Below are 13787 nucleotides of genomic sequence, written 5' to 3' on the forward strand. Positions count from 1 at the left end.
GTCCTGAACCCGTAATCTTGCAAATTCGCGTCAATCCTCAAAGGGGGCTGACGGATCGCGCAGGGCGATCATGCCGGTGACAAGGAAACTCATCACTGCGCGGTTTTCCTGATTGAACACGGTGTTGCGCCGCCGGATCAGACCCATTTCGGGGCGCGAACGGCTGCGGCGCTTTTCCAGCAATTCCGATTCCACGCGCAGAACGTCGCCCGGATAGACCGGCGCGCTCCAGCGCAATTCATCGACCCCCGCGCCGCCCATGCTGGCGATGCCTTTTTCATGCATCTGATCCACCATCATCCGCATGGTCATTGCGCAAGTGTGCCAACCGCTGGCCGAAAGGCGGCCGAAATGGCTGTTCGCCGCCGCCTCGTCGGACAGGTGGAATTCATGCGGATCATAGGCGCGGGCAAAGTCGATGACTTCCTCGCGCTTGACCTCATACCGGCCGAACTTGTGGATTTCGCCCGGCACGAGGTCTTCGAAAAAGGTCCGGAACTCTGCGCTCATCACACGTTGAACTTGAAGTGGAACACGTCGCCGTCCTTGGTGACATATTCCTTGCCTTCCTGACGCAGCTTGCCCGCATCGCGGCACGGCCCTTCGCCGCCCAGCGAGACGTAATCGTCATAGGCGATGGTTTCGGCGCGGATAAAGCCGCGTTCAAAGTCCGAGTGGATCGCGCCCGCCGCCTGCGGGGCCTTCGAGCCCTTGGCCACGGTCCATGCGCGCGCTTCCTTGGGGCCGACGGTGAAGAAGGTGAGCAGGCCGAGCAATTCGTAACCGGCGCGGATGATACGCGCGAGGCCCGTTTCGGCAAGGCCCAGTTCGGAGAGGAATTCGGCGCGTTCATCGGGGGCCATGCCCACCAGATCGGCCTCGATGGCGGCCGAAACGATGACGGCGGTGGCGCCTTCGGCCTTGGCCTTTTCGAACACCTTGGCCGAGAAGGCGTTGCCCGTGGCCGCGCTTTCTTCCTCGACGTTGCAGACATACAGCACGGGCTTTGCGGTCAGCAACTGGGCCTGCGCAAAGACGCGCGCTTCGTCCTCATCCTTGGGCTCGGTCAGGCGCGCAGGCTTGCCCTCGCGCAGCAGTTCCAGAGCCTGACCCAGCACGGAGACGAGGATCTTGGCTTCCTTGTCGCCGCTGTTGGCCTTTTTCTGGGCCGCCGAAACGCGCTTTTCCAGGCTTTCAAGGTCGGACAGCATCAGTTCGGTTTCGACCGTTTCGGCGTCCGAAATCGGGTCCACGCGGTTGTCGACATGCTGGATGTCGTCATTTTCAAAACAGCGCAGCACATGGACGATGGCGTCCACTTCGCGGATATTGCCAAGGAACTGGTTGCCCAGACCTTCGCCCTTGGACGCGCCGCGCACGAGGCCCGCGATGTCGACAAAGGACAATTGCGTGGGGATGATCTTCTGGCTGCCGGCAATCTCGGCCAGCTTGTCAAGGCGCGGATCGGGCACGCCCACCTGACCCACGTTGGGCTCGATGGTGCAGAAGGGATAATTGGCCGCCTGCGCCGCCTGCGTTTCGGTCAACGCATTGAACAGGGTGGACTTGCCCACGTTGGGCAGGCCGACGATCCCGCATTTGAAACCCATCGCTCGATCCTTTTAATCGCCTTGCGGCCTGCCTTTATGCAAGGCGGGCGCGCGCCATTGGCCCCCGCTGCGGCGGGGCCTTATCATGGGCGCGCGATGGTCTAGCCAAGGAGCGAAATCAAGGGAAAAGTGGGGTTCAGGCAGGCTTGCCTTCCTCGCTTTGGGCTTCCTCGCCCTGTCCGGCCGCCGCGCCCTTGCCCCGGCGGCGGCGCCAGGAGGCAAAGCCCAGCCCGGCCACGCCGATACCCATCAGGCCAAAGGTACCCGGTTCGGGAACATCGGTGGCGCCTGCTCCCCCACCCTTGCCATTGTCCTTGTCGCCAAAGTGGAAGCCGTCGAACCAGCCGTTGCCATGTTCACCGTTTCCGCGCCCGCCCGGATCGCGCCCGCCATTGCCGCTATGGCCATCGCGGTCAGGCCCGCCTGCGCCGGGGCGATCTCCGCCCGGAGCGTCCGCAGGTCCGCGCCCGCCAGAGGTTGCGCCGCCCGGTCCGCCATTGCCGCCGGGGCGAATATTGGGATCGCGCGGACCAAAGGGATCGCGCCCGCCGGTCGATCCGCCGCCAGAGGCTGCCGCGCCGCCGGTGGACCCGCCCGTGCTGGAAACCGCGCCGCCCGACGTGGTCGAGCTGGTGCTGGTTACGCCGCCCGAGGTTGCGCCCTGGCCCTGACCGGAACCTTGTCCGCTGGCTGAACCGCCCGATGAACCGCCGCTGCTGCTCACAGCCTGCTGTCCGCCCGAGGTCGAGCCGGTGCCCTGAGAGCCAGTGCCGCCGGTGGAGCTGGCGCCTGCCGACTGGCCGTTGGGAGCCAGCGAACTGTTGGAGGCGCCGCCCGATCCGCCCGAGGGGTTGCCGGGGCCGCCGCTGGTGCCGCGCGATGCGGTGGGGCCGATGCCATTGGCGCCGTTGTTGCGGGCAAAGCCGTCGCCGGTGCCGTCAAAGGGTGTACCATCGGCGCGCAGATTGCCGCTGCCCGAAGGGGCCGCGCCCGTGCCGATGCCGCGCCCGACGCCCAGCGGGCCGCGTGTATTGGTCAGATTGGCCGGGTTGCCCGAAGCGCCGATGCCGGTGCCCAGCACGGCGGGGCGGCCCAGCGGCGCAGCCTTGCCCGTATCGGGCGCGCCGACGCGGATGGCCATGCCCTTGGCGTCGAGCACTTTTGCGCCATGGCCTTGCCCGATGCCTTCGCCCAGACCCTTGACCGCGCTTGAAACCGTGGCGTTCAAATCCTTGGGGCAGCCGCAGTCCACTTTGCGCGTCCAGCCCAGAATCGCCAGAATGATGCTGCCGATGGTGACGCCGGTCAGCAGCCAGTTCTGCTTTTGCGTGCCTTGCTGGTGCGCGCCTTGCTGGTGCCCACGTTGCTGGGTCTGTGCCATAATGCCCCGTTCTGTCGGCGCGGCGGGGCAGGTTGCCCAACGATGGCGCCATCTATTGGGCGCGATCTATGGGACAGGAACGGTTGAAGCGCGGTTAATGATAAAGCAACGCGCCAGTATCGCACGAAGTATGGCGTTGAAATTCAGCCAAGCCGCAGCGCAACATCATTCATAAACCGCACGTCATCGCCCTTGGCCAGCCATGGCGCCTCGGCGGCGATGGCGCCCAGCATGTCGGCCAGATCGTCCATTTCGGCCTTGGCGTAATTGCCAAGCACATGGCCCGTCACGCGGTCCTTGTGCCCCGGATGGCCGATGCCGATGCGCACGCGGCGATAGTCGGGCCCCATATGCTGGGCGATCGAGCGCAGGCCATTATGTCCGGCATGGCCGCCGCCGGTTTTTACCTTGACCTTCATGGGGGGCAGGTCGAGTTCGTCATGAAAGACAGTCAGCGCATCGGGCGTGAGCTTGAAAAAGCGCATCGCCTCGGCCACCGAACGCCCGCTTTCGTTCATGAAGGTGGCTGGTTTCAAGAGGATCACCCGCTCTGTGCCGATACGGCCATCCTGAAGCCAGCCCTGAAACTTCTTTTGCACCGGGCCAAAGCGATGCATGTCCGCAATCACATCGCAGGCCATAAAGCCCACATTGTGGCGGTTCATCTTGTACTGGTCGCCCGGATTGCCAAGGCCCACCCACAATTGCATCGTTTCAAATTCCCGTCTGGCGCAAAGAAAAGGCGGGAAAGACAGGCCGGCTTCCGGCCATCTTTCCCGCCTGTTTCATCGCCGCATCATGCGGCGCCTGTCGCAATTAAGCGCGCAGGAAGTCCACGTGCTCGGGACGGTCGCTCACCGGGTGGAAGGCGACGTCCTTGGGGGTGGTCTTGATGGTCTGGCCGTCAACGGTCAGCTCGATCACGCCGTCGAAGAAAGTGCCGGTGTTGAGCTGACGGATCAGCTCCTTGGCTTCGACGTGGATCGCGATGGGTTCGGCATTGCCACCATAGATCACGGCGGGCACGCGGCCTTCACGACGCAGGGTGCGGCTGGCTCCCTTGCCAGTCTTCGCACGCGTCTCGGCCGGCAGGGTCAGGGTATTGCTCATAACACAAGCCTTTCAAAACTTCTGGAACCAAAATACACCCGACACGCCTCCAGGGATGACCATGCCGGGCAAGCGCGGGCCCTTAGGCGCAAAGCGGGCGAAAAGCAAGGATGCTATTGTACCCGCGTGACGCGATAGCCTCGCGCGGAAAGCATGGCGGGCAGGCCGTCTGGTCCGGCCATATGCGCCGCGCCCACCGCGACAAAGGGATGCGCGCCGGTGGCAAGGCTCTGGGCGATTTTTGCGCTCCATGCGCGGTTGCGGCCGGTATAGAGCGCCTCGCGCAGGACCGGATCGGCCAGAATGCCGCGGTTGGTTTCTTGCGCCAGCGTGGCGACATCGCCCTTCTTCCACGCGGTTGCCAAATCGGCGGGGGGCTGCGTATCGGATCGCTCGTCGGACAGGGCCTCGTCCAGCAGGCGGCGCTGGGCGCTTTCGGGCAGGCGGTCGAAGATGGCCAGTTGCGCGCCTGCGCCTTCCAGTTCGACGATCCGCTTGGCTCCCGCTTCGGCCAGAACGGCGCGGTCTATGCCATAGGCCGGGTTGCCCGTGGCCGCCTCGCGCGCCAGCATCAGCGCGGCGGCCCAGGTTTCGGTATCGGCAAAATCAGCGGGTTTGGCATGGGCGGCGGCCAGCGCCCGCGTCAGGGCAGCGCGGTTTTGCGGCGAGACACGCGCGTCCAGCGGGGGCAGGCCCGGCGTATGGGCCAGCGATTGGAACGCCCGCGCCGTGGCAGCATCATCATTCAGGGCGGCGATTTCGACGATCACCGTATCGGCCCCATCCCATGCCGCCGCTACCGCGCCCTCGCGCCAGTCCGCCGCGCGGGGCAGGGCGTGGATTGTGCCCAGCAGCCAGCCCTTTTGCCCGCCGGGGCCTTCAATCTGCCACAGCGCGGGATGAACCGTTTCGGGCCGATGCAGCCCATACCAGATCGCGCCGCCCGCCAGCGAGAGCGCGGCCAGGGTGGCCCAGCCTCGTTTCATTACTGAACCCGCGTGGCGATGATGCCCTGCTTGGCCAATTGCTCCTGCACGCTGCCATGTCCGGCCAGATGGCCCGCGCCCACCGCGATGAACACCTTACCCGGCTTGGTCAGCCGCTCTCCGATCCATGCCGCCCAATTGCGGTTGCGGCCCAGCAGCAGCGCTTCGGCCAGCTTGGGGTCGCTCTGATCGGCGTTGATGAGTTTGGCCAGACGCGCGGCATTGCCCACCTTCCACGCCGCGATCATCGCGCCCAGTTCGGTGGTGATCTTGGGCGAATTGATCGCAACTTCGCGCAAATATCCGCGCTGCGAGGCGACGGGCAGCGAATCGAACAGGCCAAGCTGATATTCCGGCGTTTCGAGCGCGGCATGTTCGATCCCGCGCTCCTGCGCCATTTTGACAAGGCGCCCGTCCACCCCGTTGGCCGGATCATAGCCCGACTTCATCAGAGGCAGGGTCGAGAGCGCGACCGCGGCATACCAGGGGCGGAAGCCGTCAAACATGGCGGGCGCCAGACCATTGCCCGCCAGCGCCTTTTCCAGCGCCTTGCGCGTGGTGGGCGAAAGCGTGGCGCGCAGGTTCTGGCCCTGCGGCAGCATCGCCTTGTCCATCACGATGGCGCGCATTTCTTCCGGTTTTTTCTCGATAATCTCGGTCACCAGCGAGGTCGATTCCGAAAAGGCCTGCGCCACCGCGCCATCGAACCAGTCGATATTGGCGGGCAGGGCGTGGACCGTGCCGAACAGATAGATCACCGTGTCCCCGCGCTGCACTTTCCACAAGGCCGGGCGGGCGACATGCGGGTTGGCCACCTGCCGGCTGGCGACCGGGGTGGGATGGCGCTGGACCTTGGCGGCGGCCGGCGTGACAAATGCCAGCGCAGCGGCCAGCAGCGCCCAGGCACAAGCCATGGCGCGAATGAGGCGGGGGAGAATGACCTTCGACATGGCGGCCCCTATAAAGATCCTGCGTCCCCTGTCGATTGCGCTAATGAGCGAATGAAAGGTTAATGCGGGCGGAAATTACGCTCTGTGCGGGCAAAAAGGGGGTTTTTCCCGCCCTTGATCCGTCACCCTTGACCCTTTGCGGGCCATACGCCAAAGGCAGGCCCTATGAGCGAAACAGCACCTCTGGCCAAAAAGCCGCTGAGCTTTCAGGACATGATCCTGACCCTCCATGATTTCTGGAGCAAGCAGGGTTGCGCCATTCTGCAACCCTATGACATGCGCATGGGCGCGGGCACGTTTCACCCCGCCACAACCCTGCGCGCGCTGGGCCCCGAACCGTGGAAGGCCGCCTATGTGCAGCCCAGCCGCCGTCCGACCGACGGCCGCTATGGCGAAAACCCGAACCGCCTTCAGCATTATTACCAGTATCAGGTGATCCTCAAGCCTTCGCCGGAGAATTTGCAGGAGCTGTATCTGCAATCGCTGGCCGCGATCGGTGTGGACCCGCTGGCCCATGACATCCGCTTTGTCGAGGATGACTGGGAAAGCCCGACGCTGGGCGCCTGGGGGCTGGGCTGGGAGGTCTGGTGCGACGGTATGGAGGTGACGCAGTTCACCTATTTCCAGCAGGTCGGCGGGTTTGACTGCAAGCCGGTTGCGGGCGAGCTGACCTATGGGCTCGAACGTCTGGCCATGTATATTCAGGGCGTGGACTGGGTTTACGACCTGCGCTTCAATGATGCGGGCGTGACCTATGGCGATGTGTTCCTGAAGAATGAGCAGGAAATGTCGAAGTACAATTTCGAGGTGGCCGACACCGAGCAATTGTTCAAAGGCTTTGCCCATGCCGAGGCCGAGGCCAAGCGCTGCATCGAGGCGAAGATCCCGCTGGCCGCTTACGACCAGGCCATTGAGGCGTCGCATCTCTTCAACCTTCTTCAGGCGCGCGGCGTGATTTCCGTGCAGGAACGCGCCAGCTATATCGGCCGCGTGCGCGATCTGGCCAAGGGCGCGTGCGAAGCGTGGATCGAGAAGAACGAGGCCGAATGGGCCGTGAAATTTCCGGGGTGGACGAAATGAGCGATTTCCTTCTTGAACTGCGCAGCGAGGAAATTCCCGCGCGTATGCAGGCAGGCGCGCGGGCCGAACTGGAAAAGCTGTTTCGCGGCCAAATGGCGGCGGCGGGCGTTGCGGTTGGTGAACTGACGCTGTGGTCGACGCCGCGCCGTCTGGCGCTGATCGCGCGCGGGCTGCCCGTGGCGACGCAGGCGGTGCGTGAGGAAGTGAAGGGCCCCAAGGCTTCGGCGCCGGAACAGGCGCTGGCCGGGTTCCTGCGCAAGACCGGATTGACGCGCGAGCAATTGGAAGAGCGCGATGGCGTGTTCTTCGCCGTGACCGAAAAGCCGGGCCGCGCGACGGCCGATGTGCTGGCCGAGGCGATCCCCGCCATTGTGCGCGGTTTTGCCTGGCCCAAGAGCCAGCGCTGGGGCGCCGCCTCGCTTTCGACCGAGAGCCTGCGCTGGGTCCGGCCGCTTCAGGGGATCATTGCGCTGCTCGATGGCGCGGTGGTGCCATGTGAGGTTGGCGGCATCGTGTCGGGCCGCGAGACGGTGGGGCATCGTTTCCATTCCTCGGGCGCGGTCAGCGTGGCCGATGCCGACAGCTATGCCGATGACCTGCGCGCCGCGCATGTTCTGGTGAACCACGAAGAGAGGCAGGACATTATCCGCGCCAAGGCCAAGGAGGTGGCCTCGGCCGCCGGTCTGACCTTGGTTGAGGACGAAGGTCTGGTGATCGAAAACGCAGGCCTGACCGAATGGCCGCAGCCCTTGCTGGGCCGGTTTGATGAGGCTTTCCTTGAGGTTCCGCCCGAGGTGATCCAGTTGACGGCGCGCATCAACCAGAAATATTTCGTCTGCGAAGATGCTGCGGGCAAGCTGGCGAACGCTTTCGTCTGCACCGCCAATATCGACGCCATCGATGGGGGCGAGGGCATAATCGCGGGCAACCGCAAGGTGCTGGCCGCGCGTCTCTCCGATGCGCGTTTCTTCTGGCAGCAGGATTTGAAAACCCCGCTGGCGGTGCAGGCCAAGAAGCTGGAGCGCATCACGTTCCATGAAAAGCTGGGGACGGTGGCGCAGCGTCAGGAGCGCTTTGTTGCGCTGACGGGCGCTTTTCAGGGCGCGCTGGGCGACAGCGTCGATCATGCCCGCGCCGCAGCCGCCATTCTCAAGGCTGATCTCGTCACGGAAATGGTGGGCGAATTTCCCGAATTGCAGGGTCTGATGGGCGGTTATTACGCCGCCGCCGAAGGTCTGCCCGCGCCGGTGGTGGCCGCCATCCGCGATCACTACAAGCCTGCGGGCCAATCGGACGAACTTCCGGTGGAAGGCGCCGCGATCCTGACCGCGATCATCGACAAGGTGGACGCGCTGGTCGGCTTCTTTGGCGCCGATCTCAAGCCGACCGGTTCGAAAGACCCGTTTGCGCTGCGCAGGGCGGCGCTGGGCGTGATCCGGTTGATTACGGAAAACGGGCTGCGTTTGAATCTGTTGCCCTTGTTTGAGGCGGCGGCTGGGCTCTATCGCGATCAGGGCGTGGCAGTGAATGGCGCTGCCGATGATCTGCTCACCTTCTTCGCCGATCGCCTCAAGGTCCAGCAGAAGGAAGCGGGCGTCCGCCACGACCTGATCGACGCGGTGTTTGCGCTTGGCGGCGAGGACGATCTCGTCCGCCTGCTCGCCCGCGTCCATGCGCTGCAAGCCTTTGTGCAGACCGATGACGGTAAAAACCTGCTGGCCGGTTACAAGCGCGCCGCCAATATCCTCAAGGCCGAGGAAAAGAAGGGCTGGGACGCGGGTGTCACCAATCCTGCGCCCGAACCGGCCGAAGCGGCGCTGATGGCTGCGCTGGCCGATGCGGCGCCGCGTGCGGAAAAAGCCGTGGCGGATGAGGATTTCACCGGGGCCATGGCGGCTCTTGCCTCCTTGCGCAGCGCGGTTGACGAGTTCTTTAACCACGTCATTGTTAACGCTGACAATCCCGACATCCGCTCCGCGCGCTTAGGTCTTTTGTCGCAATTGCGTGCTGCAACGCACAAAGTGGCTGACTTCTCGCGGATCGAAGGCTAGGGCGGGGCAAACTACAAAGGCCGATTCGTTCTGGGAGGCTTGGTCTAATCATGTCTGCATACGTATTCTATTTCGGTGGTGGCGCCAATTCGACCGACCCGCGCAGCCGCGACAAGACAATCGCCGGGGGCAAGGGCGCCAATTTGGCCGAAATGGCCGGTATTGGTCTGCCGGTCCCGCCGGGCTTCACGATCAGCACCGAAGTTTGCGCGACCTATAACGCCAATGGCAAAAGCTTTGACGCCGATCTGCGCGCTGGCGTTGCCGCTGGCGTGGCGCATGTCGAAAGCTCCACGGGCCGCAAGTTTGGCGATACCGCCAATCCGCTGCTGGTTTCGGTGCGTTCGGGCGCGCGGGTGTCGATGCCGGGCATGATGGACACGGTGCTCAACCTCGGCCTCAACGACGAGACGGTGCAGGGCCTGGCGCAGGGTTCGGGCAACCCGCGCTTTGCATGGGACTCCTATCGCCGTTTCATCCAGATGTATTCCGACGTGGTGCTTGGCATTGACCATCACCTGTTTGAGGATGCTCTGGAAATCATTAAGGAAGACAACGGTTTCTACGCCGATGTTGAGCTGGAAGCCGAGCATTGGCAGGCGCTCGTCGGCGAGTACAAGGAAATCGTCGAAAAGGCGCTGGGCCGCCCGTTCCCGCAGGATGTGCATGAACAGCTCTGGGGCGCGATCGGCGCTGTGTTCGACAGCTGGGAAAGCGAACGCGCCAAGGTCTATCGCCGCCTGAACGACATTCCGGGCGACTGGGGCACGGCGGTCAACGTGCAGGCGATGGTGTTCGGCAATATGGGCGACACCTCGGCCACCGGCGTTGCCTTCACTCGCGATCCGGCGACCGGCGAGAAGGCCTATTACGGCGAATGGCTGGTCAATGCGCAGGGCGAAGACGTGGTGGCGGGCATCCGCACCCCGCAATATCTGACCAAGTTTGCCCGCGAACGCGCCGGGGCCAAGCCGCTTTCTATGGAAGAGGCGATGCCTGAGGCCTACACCGAGCTGGCCGCTGTCTTTGAACTGCTGGAAAAGCACTACAAGGACATGCAGGACATCGAATTCACCGTTGAGCGCAACAAGCTGTGGATGCTGCAGACGCGAAGCGGCAAGCGGACGGCCAAGGCCGCGCTGAAGATGGCGGTCGATATGGTGGGCGAAGGCCTGATCGACGAAGCCACCGCGATCAAGCGCGTCGATCCGATGGCGCTCGACCAACTGCTGCACCCCACGCTCGACCCCAAGGCGGAGCGTGACTATCTGGGCAAGGGGCTTCCCGCCTCGCCGGGTGCGGCCTCGGGCGCGATCGTGCTGGACGCCGAAACGGCGCAGGCGCGGGCCGAGCGCGGCGACAGCGTCATCCTCGTGCGCGTCGAAACCAGCCCGGAAGACATCCACGGTATGCATGCGGCCAAGGGCATCCTGACCGCGCGCGGCGGCATGACCAGCCACGCTGCCGTGGTGGCGCGCGGCATGGGCCGCCCCTGCGTCTCGGGGGCCAGCGCGGTCAGCATCGACATGAACAGCCGCACCCTCAAGATCGGCACCCGCGATCTGAAGGAAGGCGACATCATCACGCTGGACGGCGCGACGGGCGACATCATGGGCGGCGCTGTGCCGACCATCGAGCCTGAACTGGTGGGCGATTTCGGCACGCTGATGGTCTGGGCCGACAAGCATCGCCGCATGAAGGTGCGCACCAATGCCGAAACGCCCGAGGACTGCCGCACCGCGCGCAGCTTTGGCGCCGAAGGTATCGGTCTGTGCCGCACCGAGCATATGTTCTTCGACGCGGGCCGCATTTCAGCCGTGCGCCAGATGATCCTGGCCGAGGACGAGGACGGTCGCCGCGCGGCTCTGGCCAAGTTGCTGCCCGAACAGCGCGCCGATTTCCATGCGATCTTCGAGATCATGGCGGGCCTGCCGGTCACGATCCGCCTGCTCGATCCGCCGCTGCACGAATTCCTGCCGCATGGCGAGGCGGAATTTGCCGAACTGTCGGATGCCATCGGCATCGGCGTGGAAACCTTGAAGCGCCGTGCGGGCGAATTGCATGAATTCAACCCGATGCTGGGCCATCGCGGGTGCCGTCTGGGTATCACCTTCCCGGAAATCTATGAGATGCAGGCCCGTGCGATCTTTGAGGCCGCCGTCGATGTGGCGCTGGCCTCCGGCGAGGCGGTGGTGCCCGAAGTGATGATCCCGCTGGTGGCGACCAAGAAGGAGCTTTCGATCCTGAAGGCTCTGGTGGACCGTACCGCTGCGCAGGTCTTTGCCGAAAAGGGCAAGGTGCTGGATTACCTCGTCGGCACGATGATCGAATTGCCGCGCGCGGCGCTGATGGCGGGCGAAATTGCCGAGGAGGCCAAGTTCTTCTCCTTCGGCACCAATGACCTCACGCAAACCACGCTGGGCGTGTCGCGCGATGACGCGGCGCGCTTCCTCTCGGCCTATGTCGAGCAGGGCATCTATGCGCGCGATCCCTTCGTCAGCCTCGATGTCGAGGGCGTGGGTCAATTGGTCGAACTGGCCGCCGAGCGTGGGCGCAAGACCCTGCCGGGCATCAAGCTGGGCATTTGCGGCGAACATGGCGGCGATCCGGCCTCTATCGCTTTCTGCGAAAAGACCGGGCTGGATTATGTTTCGGCTTCGCCCTTCCGCGTGCCGATTGCTCGGTTGGCGGCGGCGCAGGCGGCTTTGGGGTAAGGGGGCTTTTGCCTCCGGCGGGCCAAGGGACTCGTCCCTTGGCAATCCCGTCAAGGGGCAAGTGCCTGATCCGAGACGTTGAATGGATAAAGCCTGCGGCGCTAGGATAAGGCGCCGCAGGCTTTCTATTTTCCAACCCCGCGTCCGACACATAACGCCGAACCCAACGCGCAACGTGGACAGTAACGGAAGCGCGAGGGACGAGTCCCTCGCATCATTTCACCTTCTCCACCCACTCAACGTCAAAATCTCGAACACCTCGGTCACGCGCCCATCCTCGGCCAGCTCATCAAAGGCAACCAGAGCGCGGGCATAGCCGGCCTCGCCAATCGGCGGGCCACCCTGGGTCAAAACCCCGCTCCATGCCTGCGCGCGCACATCGCCCACAAGGCCTGCCAGCGAGCGGAACCGCACCTTGACCGCGCGACCATCGCTGACCGGATCGGCAAAACCGGCGCGTTGCAGCAATTGCGCCCCGGCGCGAACATCGACCATCGGGTGCATCCGCGCGGCGGGGCGCTCGCCATCGGCCGCCATCATGATCGCGCGCAGCGCAGGCAGCGAACCGGCCCCTGCAAAGCTGGCGATCATCACGCCGCCCGGCGCCAGCGCCTGCCGCATATGGATCAGCGCACCGGGCAGGTCATTGACCGTATCCAATGTGCCCAGCGAGGCAATCAGATCGAAATCGCGCAGCAGATAGGGCTGCTCTTCATCCAGCACCATCGCCCCGCGCAACCCTGCCGGATCGGCCTCCACCACCTCGGCGCCTTGCGCGCGCAGAGCGGCACCCAGCGCCCCGGTCCAATCGCCCACCACCAGCGCACGGCGAGGCGTCATCTGCACAAAGGAGAGCCGCTCGAGCACATCCTCAACCATATCGTCGAGCAGATAATGCGCGGCATTGGGCTGATTTTGCAGGACCATCGCCCGGCGGCGGGCGGCAAGGCGGCGGTGCGGCGCGAAAATGCGGGGAGGCTGACTCATGCGCCCCGTCCTGCCTCTTGCGCCGCGCGGCTGCAAGGATCTTCGCGCTTGCCCCGGCAAAAGCAGCCATTAGACTTTTGTCCATGCGCCGCCTTTCGCCCGTTCTCGACCTGCTGTTTCCCCCGCGCTGCCCGCTGTGCGGCGAGGGTATCCATGAACAGGGCGGCCTTTGCGCGCCCTGCTGGTCGGGGCTGGCGATGCCGGGTGATCCTTCGTGCCGCTTGTGTCAGCGCCCGTTGAGCAGCGCGGCGGCTTCCCATGCCGAGGATGGCCTGCTGTGCCACACCTGTGTTGTCGAGACGCCGCGCCATGATGGCGTCGCGGCGGCCACGCTTTACAATGACACTTCGCGCCAATTGGTGATCGCGCTCAAGCATGGACGGAGGGTGGCGCTGGCCGGGCTAATGGGGCGGCTGATGGCGGCGCGGTTAAAGGCGCGGGATGTCGGGCCGGGCTGGCTGGTGGTGCCGGTGCCGCTGCATCGCTGGCGACTGTGGGGGCGGGGGTTCAACCAATCGGCTCTGTTGGCACAGGAGATTGCGCGGCACACCGGGGCAAAGCCGATGGTCGACGCGCTGGTGCGGCGGCGCAAGACGCCGATGCTGGGCGGACTGGGGCCGCAGGAGCGGGCCAAGGTGCTGACCGGCGCGATTGGCCTGCACCCCGGCCGCAAAGCGCGCCTGCATGGCGCAAAAGTGATTTTGGCCGATGACGTGCTGACCAGCGGGGCGACCACCAATGCCTGTATCGCCGCGCTGGAGCAGGCGGGTGCGGCGCGGGTAGTGGTGGCCTGTTTCGCCCGCGTCCATGGCGAGGAGCTGGCGTAAATGGTCCATAAGAAAACGCCCGGAGGTCTGACCTCCGGGCGTTAACGTGACGAAACTGATAGGCGACGCTTCTCAGCGCGACTGGTGTCCC

11 protein-coding genes and 1 pseudogene are annotated in these 13787 nt (G+C 64.7%); 4 read left to right on the forward strand and 8 right to left on the reverse strand.

All coding sequences use genetic code 11. The features are described from left to right. Positions 1-30: 30 nt before the first annotated feature. From FHW92_RS07210 to FHW92_RS07240, 7 genes and pseudogenes are all read right to left on the reverse strand, one after another. On the reverse strand, positions 31-510 hold the full coding sequence (locus tag FHW92_RS07210; protein ID WP_168602566.1) for a MaoC family dehydratase: 480 nt from the start codon (positions 508-510) through the stop codon (positions 31-33). Further along, entirely contained in the window at positions 510-1610 is a 1101-nt protein-coding gene (gene ychF / locus FHW92_RS07215; protein WP_168602567.1) for a redox-regulated ATPase YchF, read from the reverse strand. The genes FHW92_RS07210 and ychF overlap by 1 nt, the downstream gene beginning before the upstream one ends. A gap of 136 nt (positions 1611-1746) precedes the next feature. After that, the gene (locus tag FHW92_RS07220; protein ID WP_168602568.1) at positions 1747-2991 is read right to left on the reverse strand and encodes a PEP-CTERM sorting domain-containing protein; all 1245 of its coding nucleotides are present in this window, start codon (positions 2989-2991) and stop codon (positions 1747-1749) included. A gap of 143 nt (positions 2992-3134) precedes the next feature. Continuing rightward, positions 3135-3701: an aminoacyl-tRNA hydrolase gene (pth, locus tag FHW92_RS07225; protein ID WP_168602569.1), complete on the reverse strand. Its 567-nt coding sequence runs from the start codon at positions 3699-3701 to the stop codon at positions 3135-3137. 112 nt (positions 3702-3813) lie between these two features. Further along, positions 3814-4101 (reverse strand): annotated as a pseudogene (gene rplY, locus FHW92_RS07230) (50S ribosomal protein L25); the annotation flags it as partial. A 113-nt stretch (positions 4102-4214) separates the two neighbouring features. Then, positions 4215-5087: a TraB/GumN family protein gene (locus FHW92_RS07235; RefSeq protein ID WP_168602571.1), complete on the reverse strand. Its 873-nt coding sequence runs from the start codon at positions 5085-5087 to the stop codon at positions 4215-4217. After that, entirely contained in the window at positions 5087-6001 is a 915-nt protein-coding gene (locus FHW92_RS07240) for a TraB/GumN family protein (protein ID WP_168602572.1), read from the reverse strand. Before FHW92_RS07240 ends, FHW92_RS07235 begins: the two co-directional genes overlap by 1 nt. 201 nt (positions 6002-6202) lie before the next feature. Between FHW92_RS07240 and FHW92_RS07245 the strand changes: the two genes are divergently transcribed. Genes FHW92_RS07245 through ppdK form a run of 3 tightly spaced genes read left to right on the forward strand, consistent with a single transcriptional unit; the run spans position 6203 to position 11882 of the window. Continuing rightward, entirely contained in the window at positions 6203-7117 is a 915-nt protein-coding gene (locus tag FHW92_RS07245) for a glycine--tRNA ligase subunit alpha (protein ID WP_168602573.1), read from the forward strand. Next, a complete protein-coding gene (gene glyS, locus FHW92_RS07250) occupies positions 7114-9168 on the forward strand; it encodes a glycine--tRNA ligase subunit beta (RefSeq protein WP_168602574.1) in 2055 nt (684 codons plus the stop codon). Before FHW92_RS07245 ends, glyS begins: the two co-directional genes overlap by 4 nt. Before the next feature lie 50 nt (positions 9169-9218). Beyond that, a complete protein-coding gene (ppdK, locus tag FHW92_RS07255) occupies positions 9219-11882 on the forward strand; it encodes a pyruvate, phosphate dikinase (RefSeq protein ID WP_168602575.1) in 2664 nt (887 codons plus the stop codon). A gap of 219 nt (positions 11883-12101) precedes the next feature. On the opposite strand, the gene FHW92_RS07260 is transcribed toward ppdK, so the two are convergent. Further along, the gene (locus FHW92_RS07260; RefSeq protein ID WP_168602576.1) at positions 12102-12869 is read right to left on the reverse strand and encodes a methyltransferase domain-containing protein; all 768 of its coding nucleotides are present in this window, start codon (positions 12867-12869) and stop codon (positions 12102-12104) included. Between the two features lie 83 nt (positions 12870-12952). On the opposite strand from FHW92_RS07260, the gene FHW92_RS07265 reads away from it, so the two are divergent. Next, complete coding sequence (locus FHW92_RS07265; protein WP_168602577.1) at positions 12953-13696, forward strand: ComF family protein; 744 nt, start codon at positions 12953-12955, stop codon at positions 13694-13696. Positions 13697-13787: the final 91 nt, after the last annotated feature.

The sequence above is a fragment of the Novosphingobium sp. SG707 genome (assembly GCF_012275515.1).
Lineage (GTDB): Bacteria > Pseudomonadota > Alphaproteobacteria > Sphingomonadales > Sphingomonadaceae > Novosphingobium.